We start from the raw sequence: 26,309 nt of genomic DNA, 5'->3' as shown, positions 1-26,309 counted from the left end.
ACGCTGTTTAATGTTTTACCATTATAAGTTCTGGCATAGTTTAAAAAATCCTACCTACTTTACTAGCATCGTAGAGAAAGGCGAGGTCATCGGATATAAAAAACGAGTACTAACGGTGTTCATTCTTTTCATCCTGTTGTTTGCTGCTCGCGAATATTGGGGCATGGGGACAGAGAATTTAACTTCCTTATTCGCAATGGATTTACAAAATGAATACTATGTAGCACGTATACTTTCGATGCTTGGTGCCGTTATATGGGCAATCGTCTATTTTTGCTTCCACTATTATGGTGTTACCTATCTATTACATCTATTAACGGACATTCCTTATACTTGGATAAAAAGAGTCCAGCTTTATGTTGTGGCCTTTCTACTAATTGAAAAAGCAATCCTCTTTGCTGTTTTCTATGCAGTAGGCTATACAACCATGTTTTCTTTCTTCTCCTTAGCTCCTGCTGCCTTACAGGTGATTGAAACAGATTTCGTATTATTTACGATCAATCAGTTGACGGTAACAACGGTTTTAATCATTATTGTACAGTATCTCTTCCTATCAAAATGGGAGGAAGAAGCTAGTAGAAAAATGTTAGTAGTCAAATTGATTGGTGTACAGCTATTTATGGCTCTATTTGTTGGCTTGATCAGTGTGCTACCAATTAAAGAATGGATTGCTAGGGGGTTAGGATGATGGCATTTATCAAAACAAGACTATGGACAACGATGACCATCGTGTTAGCAATGCTAGTAATCGGTATAAATGCATATTTTGTCTTTAAAGATAATAGCAGTGTGACACGATCCTACTTTATCGATGAGTTTCAAAAAGCGTATGTCGGCACGAATACAGAGCAGGTTCATAAAGAAACCATTGTAGCACCTGCTGAAACATACACGATTACTGCTGATGCCACTAACTTATCGGCTGTGAATGTAAAGCGTGGCCAAGAAGTGATGATGAATGATGTACTTGCTACCTATAAAACGGATGAGGTGGATGAGGAGTTAACTAAACTCGAATCTGAACGTACGGCCTATGAAACAGAATTACACGATTTACAGGATGCACTTGATCAAATTGAGGATGAGTACGGAGACAGCTCTAACCCAAAAAGCTCTATTAATACGGATCAAATCAATGACAAGCTATCCGTAACGCTAAAATTAGAGCTAGCTCAACAAAATTCAGCATCGACAGCAGTTGCGCTGTTAAATCGACATATCGCTGAAACGAATCGTCAAATTGCGCTACTTGAAGCCCAAATAACACAAATACAATCTCGTCAAGGTATTGTGAGCCCTATAGATGGTATTGTGTCAGCGATTAAGGAAGAAGCTGGTGCGCTAACTTTTGAAATCTACTCCAATGAAAAAGCAATGTATGCCTATTTATCGGAAAAAGAATGGCAAAAGGTGCAGGAAGGACAAACTGTTGATTTTAAAGTGAAACATGTCAAAGATGAACTATCTGGCGTGGTATTAGAAAAACAAACGATTGCTACTGACGATCAGACAGTTTGGGCAAATGAGCTAGCCAAAACAGCAACCTTGCCGCAACCAACAAATTATGAAGTAACGTTGCAGCAAGATGCACCACTAGAGGACATCCCATTTTCCACAACTGGTAAAGCCTCTATTATTGTCAATGAAGCTTTTGATTCTTATAAAGTCGATAAATCGTGGCTAGTCACAGCTAAAAAAGGGAACAAAAAGCTGTATATCATCAATCAGGACGGCAAAATCCAACTAATTGATGTCAATGTGCAATTCAATACGGCTAAGTCAGCTATTTTTATGGATTATGTTGATGAAGGGACGCCAATGCTCACTAATGAAAAACGTAATATCGAATCCTATACCTTCAGAACATTGCCTGTTGAGAAAATACAATGGAGCCATTTTAAAGAACTAACTTGGAAGCAATATGTGAAATATATCGTTTTCTAATTGAAAAATCCGCTTCGTCCTTTTATGGACTAGGCGGATTTTTTGTTACAAAAGAAATTGACACTAAAAATTATTTTGCAAAACAAGCGATGGGTTGATTTCCGTTGCGCCATCGTCCTTTCCAGGGGGCGTTCGATGAGCCGCTTCACTCACTTCCGTTCGCTCCAGGGTCTCCTCTGTGACGCTAAATCCCCAAGGAGTGACGCTGGCTCCACTCCAATCAACCACTCTGAAAATGTATCTTTTCATTTTCTTTCATACTAACAGTAGTGAAAAATGCGGAGAAGTGATGAGTGACAGCACTCCTCAATAATATGATTAGTGAAAGCCTTTCTAAAAAGTTAACATTTTGTGGGTTAGAGTGCTTTGCGCTAACTCACAGGTAAGCAAGCAACGGATATCCACTTCACCTTTCACATAAATTCTGTTAATCGTTTTGTTTTTCAAGACAACATAAAGAATCCTCTGTAGCTGTTACAGAGGATTTGTCTTCTTTATTTTAATGATAAGCATCTATTTAAGAAGCTTGCGAATTGTGCACGTGTAATTTGTGCGTCTGGTCTAAATGTGTTATCTGGGAAGCCTCCAGTTAAATCATTTGCCACAAGTGCTTGGATATGGCTGTATGCCCAATGTGTTGATTTAACGTCAGAGAAGCTTACTTTGCTTGTACCTGTTAATTTATAGGCTCTTGTTAAAATGGCAGACATTTCTGCACGTGAAAGCTGTCCATTTGGATTAAACTTCCCTGCCTCTTGCCCTTTAATAATGCCAGCCTGCTCAACTGCGGCTATAGCACTGTATGCGTAATGGCTCTTACTCACATCTTTAAAGCTCGAATCCTTCGTTGTAGTTAGATTTAGAGCTCTGGCAATGATCGTAGCTGCCTCTGCACGTGTAATGGATGCCTCTGGTTTGAACGTTCCATTTGAGTATCCTTTAATAAGAGATTTATCGTATAGACTTTGGATTTCGGAAAATGCCCAATGTCCTTTTGTTACATCTGTATAAACTAATTCCTCATGATTATCTTTATAAACGGCTTGTAATTGATCGAAATACAGCTGACCTTTCTTCTGAAGAGATGCTGTTGGCTGAGCAACATACAAACGCTCGAATTTTAGTGGCTGTGGTAGATCACTTGGAATATCTGCCGTCACGTATTTCCAGCCACTCCAGTCTAAACCACCCTGGCTTGTAAAATCAATTGTATGCTTAGCTCCAGCGCCATCAATGACAACGCCTCTTAGCCAATGCTTACCAGCATCGCCAAATACCCAAAGACCGATATTTTTAGGCTGCCCTGAAATAGCAATTGGTGTTTTCGCAACCATATAGGCTGCTTTTGTACCTGTGCCTGCTGTTGTGAAATCATAGTTTAATTGTAAGCTAGCAGCTCCCTGTCTATTATATTCTTTAGAGCTTGCTAACGAAGCATTGGCTTTCGCTGTTTCTGTTGTCCAAGAAGAAGTATTATCAAAGCTATCTAGTACAATAGGTTTTTCTGCTAGATCTACTACTTTCACAGCTGTAGACGTACGAATTCCTTCATACTCGCCAATAATTTTCCCTTCACCCTTTTGTGTTGCTGTGAAGGTTGCACCGTCCATTTTGCCGATATTGCCTTCAACTGTCCAGTTCATATTTGCTGGGTTGATGGTCATTGGATTCAAGTATTGATCATAGGCACTTGCAACTTGCATATCTACAGAAGATCCTTTCATTACCTGACCAACACTACTTAACGTAATTGATTTTACTTTCCCTGGTGGCGCTGTATTCACTACCTGTAAAATGGCAGATACACGACGTTCACTACCCTCTGACGGTCTATTCACTAGGTTGGCGAAATAACCTCCTTGATTACGCACCACCATTGCTGTAGAGCCGCCTCCATCTAGGTTAATAGCCGAAGAAGCACCCACTGAAATTAAATGAGCAGCTAAATCCGATAAATTAACACCATTACTATGACCACTTATGCGACCATCAATTGTCACAAGTGATACCTTTGTACCTGTAGCATCTATGGCTACTGCTGTACGTGGGCTACGTGTGGAAGCAAACCCTGAATTTGTTGGCATTGAAATATCAACTTTACCGTTACGTACAAGCATTGGTCCAGCAGCTAAAATGAACTGTGCATCCATCCATTTTTGATCGATTGATAAGCTGACATCCACGCTTGTGCCTTCTGTAATGCTAGTTAATTCAGCGGCTAATTCTTTATTTTGTACAGAGATGACAAAGCCATCTGCTGGTACAGACGAGTTACCTTCTGCTCCATAGGCTGTTACATGAGAAACTGTGCCCGAGAACTGATCACCAAAATGCAAAGTGTTTGTATCTTGGCTAGCACCCGACACAACGAGTTCTACACCCCATGTATTTGTCCCTGTTGATTTTTTTTCAGGTGTATATAAAACGTTTTTATTTGTTCCTCGTTCACTATTAATAAGATCAATAGGATAGCTTTTGCCATTCACTTGGAAAGTTAGATTCGTAGAATAATAGTCTGCTATCGCTTTCCCTGATTTCGATAAACCAAATGCAACTGGTTTTTGTGTTGGGCTATCATATGTATCTCCCAAAATACCGTAGTTCACAATTTCATTGTTTTCTGCTAACAAGTTCGCAGGCATACCATTTCCTAAAAAGTAAGAGGCATTGACCGCTCCAACAACGCGATGCCCATCAACTGTGTTTTGCTTGGCCATAGCAGATGTTGTTTTTAAAGAATTAATAGGATTTGGCATACCAATTTCTAGTTTTGTATATGTATTATTTAAATTGACATCTAAAACATTTACAAACTGACGTATAGAACCTGAAGTATAGTTTTGCTGTGAATGTATTACCTGTGGTGAAACCTCTGTTTTAACTTCACTGACTTTATTGCCTAAACCAGCAGCTTGTCCATTGATGGGACTAACTGTAAGTGTAAGCATGAATAGGACTACAATAATCGTTATTAGTTTTCTTGCCATTTTTCACTCCGAATTAATTCAAAGTATGGCACGTACCATGTCACATGGCCCATGCCAGTGACTTTTTTATTTTGTTTCTACATAGATCGCTACTGGAAGATTCACGCCACCAGCATGCATTAACTCTAATTCAATCGTATCTTTTGAACCCTTCATCTTGAAATCTGGTAATTCAACATACTCAGCCCCTACTCTTAAAGAAGGCACTAAATACACTTTGCCATTCACCTTAATCGCTCCGCTGTATAATCCTCCTCGACCTGCTAGCTTCAGCTTAATCGTTTTTGTAGAGCCTGTTGGATTGACAACTGGAATGGACACTTTATAGTTCATACCGAAGTGACCTGGATTTCCTACCGCACCATTAATTTGAGAAAGCGAATTTTCAGCCGTTTGTAGATGGTCTGTACGGCCATTAGAAATGTTATAGCCTACCTCAGGAGAATCTACTGTATAGGCTGGTAGCTCTGCTAGAATGGTAGCACTTGGCCACGCGCCTCTTGGATGTTTCGCATACTCATCTACCGCAACCTGATTCGATTGGATTGTTGTTAAATCTGTATTATCTTTTGAAAGCACTGTACGAATCGTATACTCTGGCTTTCCACCATTGACTGCTTGAATATCTAAATCATGTAAAAAACCAATAATATAATCATAGTGTAGGTCATATGTTTCAATTAGCTTCGTTTCACCTGGTGCGATAACAATGCCACTACTCTCTGATTTTTTAAGTTTATTATTTAATACAGCATCAGCAATTGTTAAACCAATATCATGACCTACCCAACTATTACCTGTTTTTTGGTTAATGCCTTTCGAATCAGTCACTTTAATGCTCTCTGTAGTAGACTTGTTTTGAACGGTAATACCAATATTGACATCTGTTCCTAGCGTGTTATAGTGCCAGCCAAAGACACGGTGCTTATTCATTGCTGTCGTTGGTTTCACATCATATTGTGCAAGTGTTACATTATTTATTGGTACAAGCTTGCGTGTTAATGTTTCTGGATTATCACTAATAAATAGATCACGATCCCCTTCTAAACGAGCAGAAGGAACAACCTCTGGGGATGACGTAGTACCGTATGACTTTTCAAGGAAAGAACTAGTATACATGTAGCGATATACGTAAATATACATTTCTTTTTTATCAGTGATATAGCGTAAATTCCCGCCTAATGCATCCACAAGAAACTTAGCAGGAACATACATTTTACCTTTTTGTATAAAAGGCTTTTCGATCATTGTCACTGCTTCATTGTTAATCAAAGCCTGATTGCTGTTATCATTGAAAATAAAGCTCATCCCACCAATTAACAATTCAAAGGAACCATCAGGTTGCCATGTGCCAGACGAATCATCTAAATAATCATAAATATAGTTAGCAGGTAAATAGGTTCTTCCATCCTTTGTAACAATCTGATCTTTCATGACAATACGCTTGTTATTGATATGTAAGATATATGGGTCTTCCTGCGGTGGTGCTGTTGTTTCATCTGATAATGTAATATCTACCGATTGGGTAGCCTCATCCCAATTAACAACACCATCAAAGTTTTCGCTGACGAAACGTAATGGCATGTAAGTACGATCTTTATACATAAATGGCGCAACATCCATTGCAACCTCTTCTCCGTCTATTAAAGCAGTCATCGAATCGATCGTTAAATCAACCGTCTTACCATTGCGAATCGCCGATGCAGTCAACGTTTCCTTATCCCAATCCACACTTGCACCAACCGCTTCATATAATGCACGCATTGGTAGTAATAAGAAATCCGATTTATTTAAAATAGGGTCATAAACACTAATGGTCTCTCCATTAATCGTAATCGAAACATTGTTTTTTATCTGAATTCCATTGTTATTAGTAGCTGTTGCAGACGCTTGTCCAGGTAAAATTGTAGCCAAAGCAACTGCTGATACAATACATGTAGTCTTTAGTTTTCTAAACATCTCAATCTCCTTTTTTCCTCTTAAAATCGTCTTTACCATCTTAACACGAAAAACCCCTAAAATGTGGGATTTTTATCGAATAAAGTAGAATTCGGTACTAGAGTGCTAGCCTTCCTCCTTCAAAAGCTTCATATAGAACAAATGGTATTCTAAAATACCATGAATATTTTCTATAAAAATTATTTTGGGTGCTTTCACACTATTAGTACATCCCTTTTAAGTAGACTTGCCATAGCCTCAATAAGTTACATAATTTTAATTTCCTTTTAAGAAATTGAACGATTGAGTTGCGTTATAAAAGGAAAACTTTATGAATAAAGAAAGATGTATTATGCTAGAAACACAATGTTTCTAAGGGAATATTTGATGTAGTTGTCACTGATAGTAGAAATATGCGGGGCAGAAAAGCATAGAATAGTAGTTGATAATAAATATGTAGTACATTCTAGTGACGATTACTAGATAATTAATGACTGTAGAGAAGCTAACATAACCTTTATTTGCAGCATGATTTTGAAATTTATCACGTATTTTTTTATAAAGGTTGTTTTGCCTTAAAATATATTTCAGGGAGACTGGATAATATGAGCAATGAATTTACATTACTTCAAACACCAGGTGTGCTAGGCTTTTATCAATCTTGTGAAGTGACGATGATTTTTATTTATAACAAAAAATTAAAAACGACATATAATCTTTATACACTTATTGCCTTTGAAGAGAGACCCTATTCCTCGCCTAATGAAAGTTACCTTTCCAATCCTTTTCACATTTCGAAAGATTTTTTCATTGGTATCTTTCAATATAATTTAACATTAGAAGAAATAACAGAAGCCTATAATCATCTGCTTCAACAACATATTTGGAGATATAAAGAAAAAGAATTTCAATTAATCGGTCTACAAAAACTGAATAAGCAATTTATTAAATGTAATGGTACAAGCAATGTGCCGTTAAACTCTATTTTAAAAAATAATTTTCACAATGGCTCCTACATCATTGAATTTTTTGATACAGAGAAAACATTTCTAAACGAACTATTACAAGTCACGTCACTTGAAAAAATTAATCACTACATAAAAAATATCTTACCAATTGATTTACAATTCATGAATGATCGCATAGGTAATATCATCTTTCAATTCCCTTCTAACCTCACGGCAATCCACTATAGATCTACTGAAAACTGGGATGGAATGAATGTTGAATTAGTATGGGATGCTAGAGTACTAGCAAAAGAGCATTATGCTCTGCAAATCTTTGATAATTTTGATGAAACCATCACTAGCTTTCATCTAACACAAGAGCTAAATAAAGAGAAATTTACCGTCACTACAGGAAACAGCAAATCTCTTAATACGGTTCAAATCATTGATACGAAACATCAATTAATTCTTTATTCCAAAACAGCAAGTTTTATGCAGCATCTAGCTTTCAATATGGATATTGGAGGTAATGAGCCACGTACAATTCAAAAAGCTGCTGATAGACAAGTCGAAATTATTGATGTTGTAGCACAAAATAATAGCAATATTAAAGGGGCAACAACAGAGAGAGATTGGATTCGACAAAGAAAATATAAAAATGCAAAAGATATTTTAACCGAACAACTAGAATTTATTCAATACGGAAAAAATGGCTATGGGAATATCAAAAATTTATACCAACTTTGTCAAGGATTATTTGATAAGTGGCAGGAATTATTACAATCTCTATTACAAAATCAGCAGTATATTAATGACATCGTTTATTCCAGCTATTATTTTGGCGTACTCCAATATATCCATATGGAATATGATGTGCAACAACTATTTAATGAAATTGAAAAAACACTAGAGGAAATTAAACACCATCAATATAGTTGGAAAAAGAGTTCCAGTGATGAACATATTCATTATTTTATTGGTTTAACAAAGCTTTATACATGGGGTAGCGTATTTCATCAACGTTCCCTCCAGTGGACTGGATATCAACATTTACAAAAGACGATACAAAAGATTCTTCATGATCGGCAAGCTTGGCTATGGTATATTCACAAAGCAACAAAACCAAAAGTCATAGAAGTTATATGTGATTTTTTTGCCATTCAAAACGTTCATGAATAATTGATAGGGGGATATCTTAAAAATCGTATAAGACACTCCCTTATCAACATTTGTATTTAACTAAAGAGAATTCCTTGTCCATCTCCTCGCTCATCTATATCGTCTTTATACTCATCATGCGGTATTGTTTTTTGATGCTCTACCTCCGTCACTAATTCCTCCATAGTTGCCTCTTGAAAGAGACACATGGCAGTTGTTGTTGAAGTACCTCTTACTTAGAAGGGACACCAAAAGTAGATGTTGGCACTCACTTCCACTCCCACAGAGCCTTTCTTACGAGACACAAGAATCGTCCTGAGGGATTTTTGAATCCAAACATTATTTATTTAAAGGCTTGTAAATAGGATATAATATCGAATTCAAGAATATATTGGCTTTTTATAACAACCTTATTAATAAATCGTGTCACATCAAAATGCAGAGTATACTCCTCATCGGCATTTCCTAGATCAATATCCAAAATTAATAAATATGGTTTTCTGTTTTCCTGATGAAGTTGTCTAATAAAGCTTTCGATTTGACTATCCACAAACTCTTGCGAACGGAAAGTCTTTCCGTCCGAACATTGGATTGATATTAAAATTTCTTTCCCATTTTCCAATTTTATATAATAATCATGCGGATATATTAATTTACATTCATCTACTAATTGAATAAACGTATTTTTATTACTTTGACAACTGGCTAAATCATAGGAAATTTGGTGTTTTAATTCATATTCATGCCATCTGATTCTATCACCTATTTTTTCTGCATTTAAACCGCTTAACCATTTCTCCAATTGGTATTCCTCTATGCGAACACTTCCGTTATTAGCATTTAATTTCACAACAGGTAATCCTCTATGCATCCAACGTTCCACAGTCTTACGGGAAATTTTATAATGCTCACAAATTTCATTAATCGTTAATAATGGCATCTTAACTTCCTTCCTCCCTATAATGTAGTTGTTTAATTTATTATATGAGACATTTTATGACATTTCAATACTTTTTGTTTTTCTTGTATCTTATAAACCAGTCTCTTCAAAAATCATGTCACTGTCATGCTTTTACCACTATTTTCATATTATAAGGAGAATTAACTTATGCAATTGTGCCGGAATGTTATTGAAATACCAACTATGACTTGTTCGAATAGAGAATTTTCAGACCCGGAAATCCAAACAATGCTAACTATAAAACGCTATATTAGTATCATCACATAGCCTGCATGTATTTCATTATGAAAGATACTAACATTCAAACCTTAAAGAAAAAACAGTTAAGTGGTTTTGCTCACGAATCTGGTTTCTTTAATTAAAGGGCATTACATCATTTGTTTGCATAACGTAAAATCGTCAACTTACATGTAGAGAGTTTCGAAGTTGTATTTCGAAGCATTTCGGCTATACTTAAAGTATAAAACCTTTCGGAGGTGGATTAAACATGACTCAAAACATCCGAGAATTTATTGGAATGAAAAAAGATACAATGACAAGAGCAGATGAATTACTGGATTCAATTCTCATCACTATTTTTGAGGGATTTGAAATATATTTCAATATTCAACGGCAAAACTATAGCAAATTAGAAGATTTCTTCCATGATTTTTTAATTAAACACCCTAACAAAGAATATGTAGCCAATTGGTTCTTTACTAAGGGAATTCCGCAACTTAATCAATTGGATACTCCTATCAACATTGTATTTGATATCGAAGCATTTTTAGAATATGAACAATTTATTTTGGATACAGATATCACTGAAGGCACAATGCATGATTTTTTATATTCAATCACAGAAATCATTCCAGCAATCAATACTTATGTTAGTGAATATTATGAAGAGGCAATAAACGGTTCATTACCACAACAAGAAGATGTCATTTTATCTTCTGTATCACTTATAAATGACCCTCAATCATTTATAACAGACCAACAAGCATTAACTTGGTCTGTTGAAATGCCAAAAAGCTCTGCTAATAAAGAACAAGCAGAGCTTTTACTATCTATATAAAGGAGTAATTTCCAATGGAAAATAACGAACTTATTAAAGAATATGTCATTGCCAAGACTTCTATTCAATTAACAAATGTAAAACTAGTTAATTCAAGTTTTACACAAGTACTAGAAACTAATGATTTTCAACCAGCTATGTCACTTAAATACGAAGTGAAGCATGAAAATGAAAAGGTTTATGGATACCTACATACCACTATCAAAGGTTTAACTTCTACAGGTGAATTAGCTTTCAATATTAATGTTACCTATAAAGGCGAATATGTTTCTGTAACAGATATTGATGGAATAGATACGTTAATGAAATTCGCAAACATTCAAACAGTTCCACAGCTAATTTCTTACGCACGCTCACATATTTCAGCGATTACTAGCCAAATGCTTCAGCAGCCAATCCATTTACCAACTATGGATATAATTGAATCGTTATCAAAAAATAAAGGACAATAAAATGATAACGTTTGAGCCATCAGATATTAAAAGACCTGCACTAGATGCATTAGCAAAAGAAATAGCAACGGCTGTACTGAAATATCGTAGTAGAAATGAAGATATCACTGTATTTCTTAGACGAAGTGGAAATACACTAGAATCTTATAATAGATTTTATAAACAATGGAGTGCTCAATTTAACAAGAGAAAGCATCCCGCAGACGTTCTAGAATTTTCAGCTTTGCTTGGGAAAATAGGAACTGTTTGTGCGGATGATAAGGATTGGAAAAAACTGAGAGGTCTAATAGCTGAAAGCCTTTTCGAACCTTTTTTTGATAAAAAACATAGTGGTTCCTTAAAAGGTTATGGGGTAAAGGTGCTGATAGATGGTGTTCCTGTTTTATATAGACCAGCAGTTATTACAGAAACTGACCGTAACCGTCAATCTGTTGATGCCGGGGCATGGGATGGCGAAGTCGGTGAATTTGTCGAGGTAAAATTCAGCCCAAATGCCTTTCAAGAAAAGGACATTAACTATCTCAAACTATTAGAACAACACCTAGAAGAAAAAGAGATTAAACATGAGATTGTTTTAGCAACATTTGATGATATCATTATGACTAAAGGTGAACTAAAGGATAAAAATTTAATCGATGATTCTTCTAAATTCAAAATAATCGGTAGAGAAGACTTCATACAATATTAAAGCTCTTGATAAATAGAAAACCAGCTCCGTGATTCACTCACCAAGCTGGTTTCTTTCATTTATGCGACCATAAATCATTTGTTAGCATAACGTAAAATTTTCAAGAGTTCTTGTTCATAGCCATATTTTAAAAAAACTCAATCAGCGCGATTCCAAATAGCTGTTATATTTCTGCAAGGAGGCATAGTTTTAAAATACGCCACGTAACAACTTAGAAAAGAGGGCACCACATTTCACTTTATTGGCATGATACCTAGCTTGAGCTTCTTCAACTAGAGTGCTAGCCTTCCTCCTTCGAAAGCTTCAGTTAGAATAAAGGGTTTTCCAAAATTGCACGAACATTTTCTAGCAAATTTTTTTCAAATTGGTTGCACTCACACTGCTAGTACATCAAACTACTCTTTTAAGTAGACTTGTGATAGCCTCAATAAGTTACATAATTATTAATTTCCTTTTCGATTGCGTCGTATTGCAGTGCTTGAAATACCATCTCCTGAATACTTCAAACGCTTGTAAACTACAAGCTCATAACATAAAAAAATAAGAGCTTCGTGACTCATTTGGCCACGAAACTCTTATTTTTGTTCTCTCTTAATTCAATTATTTTTGATATTTAAATTGTAAATGAATACCTTTATCCAGCGTTTGATTATTTGAGTTTTTCAAATTTGATTTAATCACAAGCGTATAGGTGATACCTTCTATATAATTGTTCATTGGCGTTACCGTAATTTTTTTGCCATCTACTCGAACAGAACTATCTATTGGGTCGCCAAACATATCAAGTAATACAATTTGCTTTAAGTTTTCAGGAGTGTTTAACACTTCTTGACTTAACTGGATTGTCCAAGGCTTCTTTACATCATTCACCTTCGGCACAGATGTCCAAGCTGTTGAGTCATTAAAGGTAAGCGACTCCATTTTTTGATATTTCTCTCTTATGAGCTTAATGCGCTGCTGTACTCCATTTGATAGTCGTAATTGCTCAGATTGTGAGAGACTATCAAATAATGAAAATAATTGCTCTGCCTTCGATTTAAAATCTTTACTTAGAAATACGATTTGATTCGACAATTCTGTAACTTGGTTAATTTTCGTATCATCAGTAGGATTTTCTTGAAGACTTTCACGATAGATTTCAACATTGTTATTATAAGCTACTAAATTGCTACCTTCACGTGTTATCTTTGTCACTCGTTTGTTGGCAAGCATCATACTATTTGAGCCATTAGACTTCATTTTATAGAGATATCCACCATTTGAATAGTTACTAAAATATAACCAGTCATTTGCATAAAACAAATGTTGCACACGCGTATCGGATACCTTCTCTTCTTGTAAATTCATACTCCCTAAATCGATCTTATATAATTTTTGGTTGTCAGAGCCATTTGGATAATATAAAACTTTATTAATTTGTATTGGGCTTTCCACATTTCTCATTGCCACAAAACGCTCACTTGTTGCATTTGGGTAGCCTAAATCATCAATTTGATGGTCTTGGGAAATAGCATTATCTGAAATTAAAAAGTATTTATAGCTAACATAATCAGACATATCTCCCGCACTTGCAGAGAATACTGGATCATTCCAAGTCGTATCTAGATGATACCATTGGCCATCTACCTTTACGATATTCCATGCATGTGCTTCACCAGCCCAGCCAGTAACATAGCGTACTTCCATTCCAGCCTCTTGCAATAAACGATAAGCTAGTAGCGCATATGCCTGACAAACCCCTTTCCCTTCATTAAGAATGGCATACACTGCATGCGGTGTTGTCGATGAATTATAGGAGTATGTTGAATTTAACACAATATAATCATTGATAGCCTTTACTTTTTCAAAATCAGACATTGACGGATTAATTTCTTCTTGTACAATTCGTCTCACTTCTGATTGAATAAATGCCTCCTGCTCAGCTGTCGTATGATAGTCAAAATTTATACTAATGGCAATATTATTAGCAGTACCCTTATAGCCATATTTCCAACTTGCAACTGTTCCATTTAAATAATCATAGTTATGTAAGTTGTTTTTTATGATGCTATTGATTTGTTCCATAATCATTGAGCTATCGCCCGTATATTGGATAGACACATTTGTCTGAAATTGATTCATTTCACTCTCAATAAGCGCAGCAAGCTCTTGCACAGTCGTTGCTGTTAAAGTTGGTACACTTTCAGCTAATACTTGTACATCGCTATAAACATTAACGTTAACACCATTCATGTCAGGATTCGCGATTAATCCCCTTTCTTCACTAACCCAATCCTGATTTTCGGCAAGACTCTCTATAGGATGAACTACTGATACTGCTACAATTGGTACAGTCATAAAGACAGACAGTGCTAATTTTCGTTTGTTCAATGGAAGTATCCCCCTTTAAGTTATAAAACTAATGCCTTAATTTTCTGATTTTAGCTATTAAAAATGAATATACTAAACCTAGTAATATATTTTTATCGGTAAAATAATATATTTCATAAAGCTAAAAAGTAATATTAAATCGAATATAATTACCACTCATGTATGTATATAATAAGTAAGATTTTAAATCTAGAGATTCCTTAGAATCATATAAAACAATAACTGTCCAAAAATAGACAGTTATTGTAAAGTTAAACCTCGTTTTATTCTTGGAGTTCTTCCCTAATCCCTAAGACTTTCAAGAGAGCGGATTCGTAATTGTGCACTTCTCTTAGTTCTGATCTCATCCAAATCTAACTCAAGTTCTGCTAATTGAGCTTGTAGTTCTTTTCTTTTCTTATCTGCTTTTGCAGATGTATCAAGAGCCAAGATAGAAATATTATAATTTGTTGTCGAAATTTCAGCTGACTTTTCTTTTATAAGTTTTTCATATTCATAATCTGAGTAATCACCTACTGGAAATTGTCTCTGTATCTCTGTTATTTTTTTATCAATAATGGAATGATTATTATCATTATCATATTTTGCAGTGTATTCGATTAGAATATTTTCCAATGATCTTAGTTGTAACTGCGCTCTTCTCGCTATAAGAAAATCATCTAACTCACTCTTCACTTTTCCAAGCTGTTCTTTAGCATTTTTTAAATTCATCTTACCTTCATATGAATTATCCAATTCATATAAAGCGATATTTTCTTTTAATAGTTTAATTTCTTTCAATAGCTTGTTATAAGAACGTTTGAATTCATAATCACTTAATCTTCCAATAGGATAATAAATTTTTATTTTATCAATTTTTAATTGAACTTCTTTTGCAAGAAGAAGATACTCTGAACTGGATAATTCATTTGTAAAAAATGATTCCGTTGTAAAGTTCATCTTAACTTTACCTTCTAATGATTTACCTTTAAAATTTTTAACATTATTAACAATTAGTGAATATGTAGTATTAGGATTATAGCCTTGATTAATTGGTGTGACTAATACACGGTATTCATCTAAAGATACTACTAAGCTTTCATAACGATTACCATTCGTATCAACAATATAGAAAGTGTCATTACTTACAGTAGAAACATCAATTGGCTCATTAAAAGTAATGGTCCATTCTTTTTCGACATTTATATTTGTTTTAGCTATCCATTCTGTATCGCTAGCATAAACGGTTTTAGTAAAACATAATAAAAATAGTAGGCATCCCATTAATTGAATAGTTTTTTTCACTCAAACATCTCCATTCATTGATATTATTCAGTCTATATTCATTTAAAGTAGAAATAAAAGATTTACTATGAATAGTTTAGTAAATTCAGGAACTATTAATTATTTCAACTAAATTTTTGAAAATCTTGTCTTAAGACAGAAAAGACGAAAACACTTCAACCGTTCTGTTGCTCAAACAAAACATATGAGGAGTTTTCGCTTTTTACTACAGTTGTCTTCTCTATTAATTTTACTAGAGCCATAATGCACAATCATATTTAAGTATTAACTACTCAATAGAAAGGATTGTAAACGTTGTAGTAGTATTTGGTTGCTTTAATTCTCCATTTACTTTTTCATACTCACTAACAGAAACACCTTTAGGATTTTGGCCCGCTGGCAATTTAGCTGCTGCTTGAAAATCATATACTTGATTACCCATCACTAAATAGGTTTTATAGCCCAATACGTCTTTGATAATTTTCTTTTTATCCTTTTTAGAAGATGCTTGGAAATCTTTTAAATTATAGACCAACTCATTCTTAATATAGAAACCAGCCACGACATTTTTCTCACTTGCCAAGGCATTTTCTTTTACAGGTGCTGATAAAGAAATACTAAATAGTAGTACAGCAACCACTATAATTCTTAACATATTTTTCAATTTAAATTCCTCCTACAGTATATATTTTCATTATAATCCAAATCATTGGCAATGAGCGTATAAATTTTTTATTTGGGATGATAATAATTAATCTAGCAAATTTATCAGAGAATACATTAGACTTACTCATTGCTTTATCTGCTTTTTAGAGAATACTTTCTTGGAGATTTAAAGAATACAAAAAGCTCAAATGACCATCAGTTAGTCATTTGAGCTTTTTCAAGGGTATAATAAATATTTGATTTTCCAACCATTACAGTTGTTGAACACCTAGCTTTTCCTTCACTTTTTCATCCAAAATAAGAGTTGTCAATACTCCTTCTTGTATTGGATTATACTTGCGATATATTTGTGCAGTGGTATGTTTTATTTGAAGATCCAGTAGGAATAATCCATTCCAGTTAGCATTGTCGAGCAGTTTCTGTAACACTTCTGCTTCATGTTCCACAGGAATGGTTTTAAAGTTCTGTAACGGTAGTTGCTGTAATGCTTGTCTAAGCACTGCTATAGAACTTGATTGTTTTGTAGCTTGTACAGATGCTTCTAATGCTTCTGCTTTGGCAATAGCTGTCTCTACTTTGCCATCTCCTTTTACTACTTCCTCTACAATATGGTTACGTCCCGCACTACCTAAATTCATGAACGTTTCATTCCCTGTCATAAAGATAGCCTCTACGAGTGCTTCCTTCGGTGAAAGTTGTTTTTCAACTGGTGTTAGCTGCGCTTCCAGTGCCTCTAGTTTTTGTTGTAATTCATTTTTCAGTGGACAAGTTTGTACACGACCTAGCTGTGCACGAGTAACCTTTACTGCCTCTAACGTAGTCAACTGATCTAAACATCCCTCGATGTCCTTCATTGTTATTAACCACTCACAACGCATTAATAATTCTTCTTTTTCATCTAAACGAATCATCATTTTTTCAACTAGCACTTGAATAGTTTTCACTTGTGAATCCGTATAATCTACCATTACTTCTAATTCACTTAATTGTTTAGATAGTTGTTGGTATAAAGCCATTTCTTCTACAACTTCAATGAATTGTCCTGTGTTTAAAATCTCAGGTACAAGGACTTCTTCATTGGTTGCAACTGTTCCAGATAGAACATCAAATTCCATTTCCAAAACCTCCTCTTGTTCTCTCTATTATAATAATTTCTAGAGTAAATAGACAAAGCGCTATTTATAATTCTCAAGTAATAGTAATTTTCACTTAGAATAATTTCTTCACATTATTCCCTTCTGCTCCACTAAGTAAAAAAGAAAGAACCAACCCGAAGGCTAGTCCTTTCTTATTATCTACTCTACAGTTTAGAATGTTGAGTGGATAAGAATTCTTATTTTGAAGCAGCGATTGCTGCGTCAACTGCTGCTGTGTAAGCACCAAATGTAGTGTAACCAGCAAGGTAGTTAGCACCGTCTTTATCAACTGGGAATGCAGCGATAAATGCTTCAGCTACAGCAAGCTTTTGAGTACCTGTTAGAGCATCATATGCAGTGTAGTTAGCTTTAACTAGGTTATCAAGTTGAGCTTGAACAGCAGAAATTGTTACAGAACCAACAGCATTTCCAGCAAATACTGTATTTGCATCAGTTCTTAATGTATTAAATGCATTTGCAAGTGCTTCTAAATCAGTTCCAATATCACCAAGAGCCTGATATTCATCATTTGCATCAAGGTTTGTACGAGTTGCAGCAACTAGTCCAGTAGAAGTAAATACATCATCGTTTAAGAACAATTCTGCAACTAACAATTTATCAGCATTTGTAAGGTCTAGGTAACTACCTGCTGTAACATCGCTAGCTACAACTAGGTCAGTTAAGATGTCACGAAGAGCTGTTGCAGTTGTAGCTTCATTAACTGCTTTAACACCAGCAGTTGCTGCTTGCGCTGTGTTGATAGTGTTAATTGCTGTTTGAACTTCTCCAATAGTATCAGTAGTAGCATTACCTAAAGAAGAAGCAGTAGATGTATCTAGAACACCTGCAAGATATGCTGGAGCATTTTCAGCTTTAACATTCTTAACTTGTGTCATAATTTGAAGTTTAGCAAGAACACCAGCTGCTGTTGTTTGAGCTTGAAGAGCTTTAATATTAGAAGCATCAACAGCTAATTGAACAGTTGCTTTGTTTGTAATGTAATTTGCTTTATCTGTATTGTACTGTGCTTTATTGTGTATTGATAAATCTTTAATATCATTTCCGTAAGCTACAAGTGCTGCGTATACTTTATCGCCATCTGTAGCCGCTTGAATAGCTGCTAAGTTTGCTTTTTCAACTAGTGCTTGAACAGTTGCTTTATCTGTAGCTAATGTTCCTGTAATAGTAATTTCACCAAAAGCATTCTTAGTTGTAGCAGAAGTATCTGCTAATGTAGCATAAGCATCTGCATTTACATCAGCAACATGTTTTAAGTCTGCTGACTTAAGAGCTGCCAACAATTCTGCTTTTTGAGTAGCCGTTGGTGCTGCAACTAGGAAATTACCTTTTGTTTTAACGTTAGCAATAGGAGTTGCTGCTACAGCGCCGTTAACAACTGCTAATTTAACATTAATATCTGAAATAGTATTTTTATTTGTTACAGTAATTTCAGCTTTAAATGCATCAATGTAAGCTTGACGATTTGCATCTTTATAGTTATCCATGTTTAATACATAAGCAGCGTCTACAGCTTTAAGTCCATTGATAGCAACTGTTAATTGAGCAGGAGTTTGTGCCTCTAATACTGCTACAACTGCTAATTGTACATCAATTTCTCTTAGAAGTTCAGCTTTTGCGTTTGCACCTTCAGCATCTGGAATCATGTATGCAGAAACTAATGCTTTAGCATCTGTTAAATCTTTTTTAACAATACTATTGTTCGTTCCATCAAGTTGAAGTTTTCCAACAGGGCTTGTTACTCCTGATGAAAGTTTAGTAGCATTTGCATTATCAATTTTCCCTTGGATTGACTTGATAGTAGTTTCAGAAGTACCTAAAGCTACATCATACTCAGCAATCCAATCTGCATTTACACGGTCAAATGATGCAAGAGCAGTTAACAATGCAACTTCAGTTTTAGCTTCGTTAACAGCTTTTACAACTGCTTCTTCATCAGTTGCTTCTGCAGCTGCTTTGTTACCAGCCTTAACTGCTTCTTGAGCTACAGCTTTAGTAAAATCTTCAAGAGCTACATAAGTATCTTTTGTAGAGTCTTTTAAAGCAGTAATTGCATCTGCATATTTAACGATGTTATCAGCGTTCACGTCAGTCAAACCTAGTTTGTTTAAACCTTCAAGAAGTTTAACTTGGTTTTCGTAGTTGTAAACCGCTTCAAGATTAGCTTTCAAATCAAGATCAACTGAGATGCCAGCTACAGTCCAAACGCCTTCTGGATCAACAGTTAATTCTTTTTCAAATTTGAATGAAGCAACAGTTTCACCTTTAACTAGGTCAACTGCTTTCACTTCAACAACGTTACCTTTGTTGTCTTTAACTTCAATAGTAACACCTGTTAGTGCTTCTGTTGTTGCAGTGATTGCTACGTCAACACCAGTTTTGTTAATCGCACAAACTTAACTAAATTTATTCCTATTTTAGTAAATTCACAATCCCTTCTCCCTCATGAATTTGTGGATACTTTCAAAAAGCTAGTCTAGTAAAATTCAATATAAATTCTAGAGAAGTTGCTGTATATCTACTAAACCACATCATAATTTCTGTAGACTAAAATTCTAGTCACTTCCCGTCATGCCCGGTCGAAAAACCCGACACAACTCGATGGGACACATCAAGTTCCCGTCAATCCCGACAATTTGGGAGAGACAGTCAAAAACACAGAAACAAAAAAACAGAGTTTCTACTATTATATAGTGTTAAAAAGTATCAAGGTTAAAACCATGATAATGATATGTCTTTTTGTATAATCCCTCACCTAACACCTATCTTCAAGAAAAAAAGTAACGGCTGTTTCGGTAACAGCCTATACCAAAACAGCACACCTTATTTTAAAGATGTACTGCTCGAGAAACGGACATTACATTTCTGATCTTAATTCTTCAATTTCTTCTATTGATAAACCTGTAGCCTTTCTAATTGTTTCCAAATCAAGGTTTAAAGAAATTAATTCTTTTGCTACTTTTTTTACACCTTCTTCAATGCCCTTTTCATGTACATCATCTAATCGAGCTTCTTCATCTAAAATGGCTTTTAATCGAGATTGGTAAGCAATTATTGTCTCAGGTGTTTGACTTAAGTTTTCCCACTCATTAAACGCTTCTAATAAGTTTTCATCTTTCATTGCTAACTCCTCCAATTCTTGATAAATATCATTGTAAACCTTTTCCTTACGAACATCGACCATTCCTAGTAACAACAACCACCTAGCCAAAATATCATCTAATGGGTTTAGTTGCTCTTGATGCCAAGCTTTTAAAAACTTGTTCATTTCAATAAAATGCACTTCAAGTACATCGTCTTTCGGCTTTAATCGTTCAAGCATTGTATCTTCATACAAATGATAGGTACTATGATAATGTTTGATCTCATCAAAAATCGTAAAGTTACAAATATTAATAGTAATTGTAGGCAATAATTTACGATAGCCTCTTCCTTTTTGAAGTTGTGCTGTATATAAACGTGACCAGTAAAATAGCGTACGCTTAAACATATCATCTTGATTAGATAATTGCATTTCTACATTAATCAATTCACCCATTTGTGTTTTTACTACTATGTCTAATCTTGATTGCTTATCATCTTCATATTCGCCACCAACTTCTTGATTAACAAACATGACTTCTTTTACTGTATCTCGACCCGTACGTTGTAAAATAGCATTTAAAAATACGATTGTAATATCTTTATTCTTCTCACTACCAAACAACTGTTTGAAGGCATAGTCTACTTTTAAATCCATTAATTTATTCAATGGAATACGTTTTAAGGCTTTGTGATTCATTGGATTTCACCTCGAATTATTTATTTAATTATACCATGACCTCTAAATGGGAAGCCATTTTTTACAAAATCCCTCTCCCCAAAAAACAGCGGGATTTACGGGAATCCCTTGTGTGGCAAAGGTTTGACACGGGTTTTGGAGGCGGGACGAGCGGACAAAATCGAAAAATGAGCACAACCGAAGTCATGCTCACTCTTTGTTTCGCTAGGTTGTCGCCAGTCTTAGTTGTTCATCGTAGCCATGTCGCTCGAAAAATTCTGCGAGTGCTGTCTCAACGATGGAGCGTTGTGTGATGTTGTACTCTTTTTGGTAATCTTCAAGAAGGGCAGCTGCACTAGAGGCAAGTGTCAGTGTTTTGTTGACTTTATTTCCTTTGAATCTGTAAGTATGCAAACTCCCCACTTGTTCAGATTGCAACAGATGAAGTAGTTTTTCCTGATGACGGACAAGTAGCTGTAAGATTGCTTCTTCATCCAAAGCACCTACAGGTAATGTTATGGATGCTAATACTTCGCTTACAACTGGTTTACTAGCTTCATCGTATTGATAATTACTAAGTTCATCATCCCAGATGTAGCCTTGTGATCGCATGTATTCGCCCATGTCTTCAATGGACGCAAAACCTTGTTTAGCAGCCGTTTGGCGGATGTTCGGATGCTTTACATCTAACATCCGAACAACTTGAGCGGCTTTAGTGTTTATGGTTTGTATAGCTTCTTCTAACTTGGTTTCAGGTTCACCTTCCTTCAGGATGTAAGTTTGTTGTTCCCTGCACCAGCGAAAGCCTTTTCTCCGCATGTAGATATCCACTGACTTCCACTGTTGTTCGTAGTAGTCACCAATGTCATCTCTTCTGAAGCCTTCTTGTAACATTTCTAATACTTTAGCTACCTTTTCATCCTGGCAAACCGTTTCTAACATATGATGACCTCCTTGTTATTTTAAGAATCCAATTGTATTCACTGCTTGCTGCAAATCTGTTTGATCAGCATGCATGTAAATCGAAGTTGTTCTTACATCTGCATGCCCTAAGAGTTTCGAAATTACAGCAACATGGGTTTGTGTTTGAACAAGTTGTGAGGCAAAGGAATGGCGTAACACATGGCTTGTCACTTCCTTTTCAATCCCTGCTTTTTTGGCTGCTTCTTTCAGCTCCCGATTCACGTACTGCTGGCTAATACCGCCTGTTTTACTTGTCGCAAAGAAATTCAGTGAATTTGTAGTTGGACGATGCTTATCCTTATACGTTTTTAATTGTTCAATGAGAGCATCATTCAGCGGAACATCACGATCTTTGTTGCCTTTTCCCCCAATGACATGTAACACTTTATTGTCAAAGTCTACATCCGATAATCGTAGATTTGTTGCTTCACTCACACGTAAACCAGTATTACTCATCAAAATAACGACATACTTAATCGTTGTATGCGTGATGGCTGCAAGGATTTTTTGTATCTCCTCTACATTAAGGTAAGCACGCTCTTTACTTTTCTCACGTACACGATCGACATCTGCAGCTGGATTAAATGCAAACCATCTCTTTTTTACCGCAAAGTTACAGAAGCTTGAAATGGCATTGATTTTACGATTAACGGATGCAGCAGCTAGCTTATTTTTTCGTAACTGTTTGACCAACAATTCAATGGATTCGGTAGTAATACAATTCACAAACACTGGGGCATTACTGCCATCCCTTAAGAAGGTATGGAATTGCTTTAAATCATTATCATAACCCCGAATCGTTTCACTGCTCATTTGCTTATCTTTTAAAGTTGTTAGAAACAATTCTTTAGCGGTGTTAAACATTGGAACTATATCTTCTGCTACTTCTTTTACAACTGTATACTGGTTCTTTTTCATGTAAACTCCTCCTTAAATAACTAGTAGTAGCAAGCCCACGCTCGCTACTACCTTGATTACTTTTATAATATAGTCTTTATCTTTGTTTATTTACTGGTTTTGTAGGTTTTAGATTTAAACTAACCATGTATCAAGCTCTGCTTTTGGTATTTTAAAGACATAGGTATTCTGTCAACCCTTGTCCTTTTCGATGACTTTTCGCTGTGTGGGTCGATCCGTATCCGCTTCGAAGTAAGGTTTACTTTTCAACATGTTTATAATACTGGTGTAGTTTGTGATGCCTTGGCTTTCCAACAACTTTTCAAATTCTGCTTTAATGTAATAAACTTTGTAGGAGGTTTGGTCACGTTCAACTTTCCCTTTTATGTGATAACCAGATGGGGCTATACCTGGGAATATAAACTGATTTGCATTCGACCTTATATCATCAATCACACCACGATAGACAACATCTGCCAAATCACGCTGTGTTTCTAACACATAATCATTCTGCACGATAAATTCGATGACTTCATCCAATGGGAACTCAATCTCCATCGCTTCGCCAGCTAAGGAGAGGGCTGCTACAATGACTGCATATTTACGTGCCATACGATCCTTCACACCACTCTCAGGTAACTTTAATAGGAACTGTTCCTTCCAGTGTTGGATAGTCGGCATGACAGTTGACCAATTGGAGGTAGCTAAATAGCGTGCGACTTCGATTGCGGCATGTCCGTAATTTTCATTGACAGTAGCTTTAATGTCATTTGATTGAGCGGCATCGGTTGTCCATTGTTTATTGTCGTATTCCTGCAAACGGACGGTAAGTCCCATATTTCGATTTGTTTTCTCAAAGATACTATTTTCACCTGTAGTGATGAAGGCGGTACTCCAACCCCCACCTTCTTTTAATATCAGTTTATCGTTCATTCGTTTCTTATCTTTACCACTAGCCAAGACATAGACTAATGATGTGACTGTATTAGCGGTGGACATTGAAAATTCATCGAATAATATCGCTACACCATAATTTCCAGTCAATTGATGGACTAATGCGTTATTAGTTGCGTGCCATAAGTTAAAAAGGGTTCCATCTGCTCGTTCTGTTGGTAATCCATAGATAGACAATGCCAACTGAGCAGCGGTCGTCTTCCCTGAGCTTGATTTTCCTAAGAGATGCACAAGTTGCGTATCTAAGGGTTCAGATGTATGGCTACTGTACCCGATTAACATGGAGGAGAAACCCACCCCCAACATAAAACTTAACGCTGGACTTGGAATGACATGCTTCTTCAACATATCTAACCATTTTCCGAATTCACCTTTAGGCTTTAAGTCGTATCTACATAAGACTTCATTCCATTGTAAATTTGTTTCAGACTGACTAATTGGTGTAGACAAGCCATAAATGATAGGGGAATCTTTTGTTGGCTTAGGTAAAAATCCAATCTGATGATACTCACTTCTGAATGCCACTTCTTGTTGTTGCAAGATAAGAAAAGTATTGACATAGTTCTTAAAGTAATAAGGAATTAAGAATCCCACAGGTGCTAGCACATCTACCACTTGTTTATTGAATGTTTCAGCATCAATTTCCAAAATGCTAAATCGATTATTTTGCCAATAATTGATTCCTAGAATCACTTGATTATTAAAGTAGTTTTGTCGTTTGTATGAAATAAATACAGGTTTACATAACCACTCGTACTCTTCTTTATTAGTATCGTAACGATAGACACCATCTTTATTGAGTAAAAGATTTTTGAATTCAAAAGTATCTCCTGCTGTTAATCCTGCCTCTGTAATCATTACACATCACCCCCTTTTGTAAGAATCGCTACAAGGCGACCTTGGGATTGCACGTATTTGACTTGCGTTAAGCTATTTGATGAACATCCATCGAAGTCTAATTGGCACGCTTCTGTAATCATTTCTACAAGTTCTTTATTGTAGATAATGTTACCTTTATTCAAGGTATGCCCTTGGTTATTGAGTGACTTGCAGATGAGCACGCAATTTTCTTTGACGAACACATCAACCTGATCACCTTCAGCTAAGTCAAGTTTCTTACAGACATCTTTATTGATTTTATTTCGTTTCCCGTTCTTATGATTCACTACTGTTAGAGGTGCATTCATTTGACGGTGTGTTGGCGTATTCGGAGTAGTTGCAACAGCTTCATCTAGCAAAGTATCATCCTGTTCCAAAGAATCAAGTTCTACCTTATTAGAAGCTATAGTTACAACCTCAGCAGATACGGTTGATTCATTAGATTCAGTGGTATCATCTAATGAAGTTTTTTCTGGTTGCTGCTCTTCTTTCGATCCGTTCGTTGCTGGTTTAGGTAGCTCCGCTGCCGACTCTTCTTCCCCCTTTGTTGTTTCTAGCTCATCTTTTGGTGGCAATCCAACTTCTGCGACCTCAACTGTTGTTTCAGTTTCTGTCTCATCAAAAGTAGCTAGATTTTGCTCTTTTTCTTGTACTTCCTGAGCATACGGATTATTGTTGCGCTTTTTAATAACTTTCGTACCTGACGGTTTATTTTGATTAAACATGATTGATTTCCTCCTCATAATGGGAAAGGGAACTAAGTAACTATTACATCCCTTTCCATGTGGCTTTGTTTAGTATTTTTTTGACCGTTAACTACTTACATATTGAATAATTTGGATGAAGATGATTGACGATTGGTTGGTAAAAACTTTGTAACATTCACAAATTGTCCCTGCCTTTCTACGATTACTTGTATCGTTTTATCCAAGGCATCAGTTAAATCAATGTCGCCTTCTTCATCTGGTTCAATACCTGTTGCCCAGATGAGTTGTTGGAATAAAGAACCTGGATCACTATGAAGCCATAATTTTTGCCATACTTCCATTTCTTTATCGAAAACTTTACCTGTTAACAAAACTTCTGTTGTTTGACATTGATTACCGAATTTACTCAACTCTTGTTGAATGTCTTTAAAATCACGAATGCTCATTGTGTGTTTTCCTTCTGGTAAGCGTAATTTACCTACCTTCGCTTTGATTTGTTTACGTTGTACTTGTTCCATACTTAACACTCCTTTTATTTGAAAATTCAGTATTTTTTAATCATTT

Annotated in this window: 20 protein-coding genes; 6 read left to right on the top strand and 14 right to left on the bottom strand. The window is 35.6% G+C overall.

Annotation, left to right across the window (positions count from 1 at the left end; all coding sequences use genetic code 11):
• The first annotated feature begins 10 nt into the window (after positions 1-10).
• Both JTI58_RS12240 and JTI58_RS12235 read left to right on the top strand, forming a co-directional pair.
• Positions 11-688, top strand: a complete 678-nt coding sequence (locus JTI58_RS12240) for a hypothetical protein (protein ID WP_205441184.1) — start codon at positions 11-13, stop codon at positions 686-688.
• Positions 688-1,944: an HlyD family secretion protein gene (locus JTI58_RS12235; protein ID WP_243455992.1), complete on the top strand. Its 1,257-nt coding sequence runs from the start codon at positions 688-690 to the stop codon at positions 1,942-1,944. The genes JTI58_RS12240 and JTI58_RS12235 overlap by 1 nt, the downstream gene beginning before the upstream one ends.
• Before the next feature lie 494 nt (positions 1,945-2,438).
• Here the strand turns inward: JTI58_RS12235 and JTI58_RS12230 are convergent, their stop codons facing one another.
• Both JTI58_RS12230 and JTI58_RS12225 read right to left on the bottom strand, forming a co-directional pair.
• Entirely contained in the window at positions 2,439-4,931 is a 2,493-nt protein-coding gene (locus tag JTI58_RS12230; RefSeq protein ID WP_205446982.1) for an S-layer homology domain-containing protein, read from the bottom strand.
• 66 nt (positions 4,932-4,997) lie between these two features.
• On the bottom strand, positions 4,998-6,890 hold the full coding sequence (locus JTI58_RS12225; protein ID WP_205446980.1) for a stalk domain-containing protein: 1,893 nt from the start codon (positions 6,888-6,890) through the stop codon (positions 4,998-5,000).
• Between the two features lie 584 nt (positions 6,891-7,474).
• Here JTI58_RS12225 and JTI58_RS12220 point away from each other — a divergent pair.
• Positions 7,475-8,995 carry a VPA1262 family N-terminal domain-containing protein gene (locus tag JTI58_RS12220; protein ID WP_205446979.1) on the top strand — a complete coding sequence of 507 codons (1,521 nt, stop codon included), beginning with the start codon at positions 7,475-7,477 and terminating at the stop codon, positions 8,993-8,995.
• A gap of 322 nt (positions 8,996-9,317) precedes the next feature.
• Here JTI58_RS12220 and JTI58_RS12215 read toward each other — a convergent pair whose 3' ends face one another.
• The gene (locus JTI58_RS12215; protein ID WP_205446977.1) at positions 9,318-9,914 is read right to left on the bottom strand and encodes a helix-turn-helix transcriptional regulator; all 597 of its coding nucleotides are present in this window, start codon (positions 9,912-9,914) and stop codon (positions 9,318-9,320) included.
• Positions 9,915-10,422: 508 nt separating this feature from the next.
• Here JTI58_RS12215 and JTI58_RS12210 point away from each other — a divergent pair.
• The 3 genes from JTI58_RS12210 to JTI58_RS12200 are packed head-to-tail and all read left to right on the top strand — an operon-like array spanning position 10,423 to position 12,132.
• Positions 10,423-10,992, top strand: a complete 570-nt coding sequence (locus JTI58_RS12210) for a hypothetical protein (protein ID WP_205446975.1) — start codon at positions 10,423-10,425, stop codon at positions 10,990-10,992.
• A 14-nt stretch (positions 10,993-11,006) separates the two neighbouring features.
• Positions 11,007-11,444: a hypothetical protein gene (locus tag JTI58_RS12205; RefSeq protein ID WP_205446973.1), complete on the top strand. Its 438-nt coding sequence runs from the start codon at positions 11,007-11,009 to the stop codon at positions 11,442-11,444.
• Position 11,445: 1 nt separating this feature from the next.
• Positions 11,446-12,132, top strand: coding sequence for a hypothetical protein (locus tag JTI58_RS12200; RefSeq protein ID WP_205446971.1), 687 nt, complete (start codon positions 11,446-11,448; stop codon positions 12,130-12,132).
• A 600-nt stretch (positions 12,133-12,732) separates the two neighbouring features.
• Here JTI58_RS12200 and JTI58_RS12195 read toward each other — a convergent pair.
• The 11 genes from JTI58_RS12195 to JTI58_RS12145 all read right to left on the bottom strand — a co-directional run bounded on the left by JTI58_RS12195 (position 12,733) and on the right by JTI58_RS12145 (position 26,263).
• A complete protein-coding gene (locus JTI58_RS12195; RefSeq protein ID WP_205446969.1) occupies positions 12,733-14,502 on the bottom strand; it encodes a transglutaminase domain-containing protein in 1,770 nt (589 codons plus the stop codon).
• A 282-nt stretch (positions 14,503-14,784) separates the two neighbouring features.
• Positions 14,785-15,786: an Ig-like domain-containing domain gene (locus tag JTI58_RS12190; protein ID WP_205446967.1), complete on the bottom strand. Its 1,002-nt coding sequence runs from the start codon at positions 15,784-15,786 to the stop codon at positions 14,785-14,787.
• A 268-nt stretch (positions 15,787-16,054) separates the two neighbouring features.
• Complete coding sequence (locus tag JTI58_RS12185) at positions 16,055-16,429, bottom strand: hypothetical protein (protein ID WP_205446965.1); 375 nt, start codon at positions 16,427-16,429, stop codon at positions 16,055-16,057.
• Between the two features lie 253 nt (positions 16,430-16,682).
• On the bottom strand, positions 16,683-17,546 hold the full coding sequence (locus JTI58_RS12180) for a hypothetical protein (RefSeq protein ID WP_205446963.1): 864 nt from the start codon (positions 17,544-17,546) through the stop codon (positions 16,683-16,685).
• Positions 17,547-17,764: 218 nt separating this feature from the next.
• Entirely contained in the window at positions 17,765-19,873 is a 2,109-nt protein-coding gene (locus JTI58_RS12175) for a hypothetical protein (protein WP_205446961.1), read from the bottom strand.
• A gap of 569 nt (positions 19,874-20,442) precedes the next feature.
• Positions 20,443-21,366, bottom strand: a complete 924-nt coding sequence (locus JTI58_RS12170; protein WP_205446959.1) for an Rpn family recombination-promoting nuclease/putative transposase — start codon at positions 21,364-21,366, stop codon at positions 20,443-20,445.
• A gap of 204 nt (positions 21,367-21,570) precedes the next feature.
• On the bottom strand, positions 21,571-22,287 hold the full coding sequence (locus tag JTI58_RS12165) for a hypothetical protein (RefSeq protein WP_205446957.1): 717 nt from the start codon (positions 22,285-22,287) through the stop codon (positions 21,571-21,573).
• A gap of 15 nt (positions 22,288-22,302) precedes the next feature.
• Positions 22,303-23,226: a tyrosine-type recombinase/integrase gene (locus JTI58_RS12160; protein WP_205446955.1), complete on the bottom strand. Its 924-nt coding sequence runs from the start codon at positions 23,224-23,226 to the stop codon at positions 22,303-22,305.
• A 171-nt stretch (positions 23,227-23,397) separates the two neighbouring features.
• Positions 23,398-25,017, bottom strand: coding sequence for a DUF927 domain-containing protein (locus JTI58_RS12155; protein ID WP_205446949.1), 1,620 nt, complete (start codon positions 25,015-25,017; stop codon positions 23,398-23,400).
• On the bottom strand, positions 25,017-25,763 hold the full coding sequence (locus JTI58_RS12150) for a hypothetical protein (protein WP_205446942.1): 747 nt from the start codon (positions 25,761-25,763) through the stop codon (positions 25,017-25,019). The genes JTI58_RS12155 and JTI58_RS12150 overlap by 1 nt, the downstream gene beginning before the upstream one ends.
• Positions 25,764-25,858: 95 nt before the next feature.
• Positions 25,859-26,263, bottom strand: a complete 405-nt coding sequence (locus tag JTI58_RS12145) for a hypothetical protein (RefSeq protein ID WP_205446940.1) — start codon at positions 26,261-26,263, stop codon at positions 25,859-25,861.
• Between the last annotated feature and the right edge of the window lie 46 nt (positions 26,264-26,309).

The organism is Lysinibacillus fusiformis, from assembly GCF_016925635.1.
Lineage (GTDB): Bacteria > Bacillota > Bacilli > Bacillales_A > Planococcaceae > Lysinibacillus > Lysinibacillus fusiformis_F.
Note: the sequence above shows the minus strand (reverse complement) of the source record. Positions and strands in the feature narration are given on the sequence as shown.

Bases quoted from the DNA above. Each gene is read 5' to 3' on its own strand.
- JTI58_RS12150 (WP_205446942.1), bottom strand. From the start codon at position 25,763: ATGTTTAATCAAAATAAACCGTCAGGTACGAAAGTTATTAAAAAGCGC.
- JTI58_RS12180 (WP_205446963.1), bottom strand. From the start codon at position 17,546: ATGGAATTTGATGTTCTATCTGGAACAGTTGCAACCAATGAAGAAGTC.
- JTI58_RS12170 (WP_205446959.1), bottom strand. From the start codon at position 21,366: ATGAATCACAAAGCCTTAAAACGTATTCCATTGAATAAATTAATGGAT.
- JTI58_RS12165 (WP_205446957.1), bottom strand. From the start codon at position 22,287: ATGTTAGAAACGGTTTGCCAGGATGAAAAGGTAGCTAAAGTATTAGAA.
- JTI58_RS12230 (WP_205446982.1), bottom strand. From the start codon at position 4,931: ATGGCAAGAAAACTAATAACGATTATTGTAGTCCTATTCATGCTTACA.
- JTI58_RS12200 (WP_205446971.1), top strand. From the start codon at position 11,446: ATGATAACGTTTGAGCCATCAGATATTAAAAGACCTGCACTAGATGCA.
- JTI58_RS12210 (WP_205446975.1), top strand. From the start codon at position 10,423: ATGACTCAAAACATCCGAGAATTTATTGGAATGAAAAAAGATACAATG.
- JTI58_RS12145 (WP_205446940.1), bottom strand. From the start codon at position 26,263: ATGGAACAAGTACAACGTAAACAAATCAAAGCGAAGGTAGGTAAATTA.
- JTI58_RS12155 (WP_205446949.1), bottom strand. From the start codon at position 25,017: ATGATTACAGAGGCAGGATTAACAGCAGGAGATACTTTTGAATTCAAA.
- JTI58_RS12160 (WP_205446955.1), bottom strand. From the start codon at position 23,226: ATGAAAAAGAACCAGTATACAGTTGTAAAAGAAGTAGCAGAAGATATA.
- JTI58_RS12220 (WP_205446979.1), top strand. From the start codon at position 7,475: ATGAGCAATGAATTTACATTACTTCAAACACCAGGTGTGCTAGGCTTT.
- JTI58_RS12240 (WP_205441184.1), top strand. From the start codon at position 11: ATGTTTTACCATTATAAGTTCTGGCATAGTTTAAAAAATCCTACCTAC.
- JTI58_RS12205 (WP_205446973.1), top strand. From the start codon at position 11,007: ATGGAAAATAACGAACTTATTAAAGAATATGTCATTGCCAAGACTTCT.
- JTI58_RS12215 (WP_205446977.1), bottom strand. From the start codon at position 9,914: ATGCCATTATTAACGATTAATGAAATTTGTGAGCATTATAAAATTTCC.
- JTI58_RS12225 (WP_205446980.1), bottom strand. From the start codon at position 6,890: ATGTTTAGAAAACTAAAGACTACATGTATTGTATCAGCAGTTGCTTTG.
- JTI58_RS12235 (WP_243455992.1), top strand. From the start codon at position 688: ATGGCATTTATCAAAACAAGACTATGGACAACGATGACCATCGTGTTA.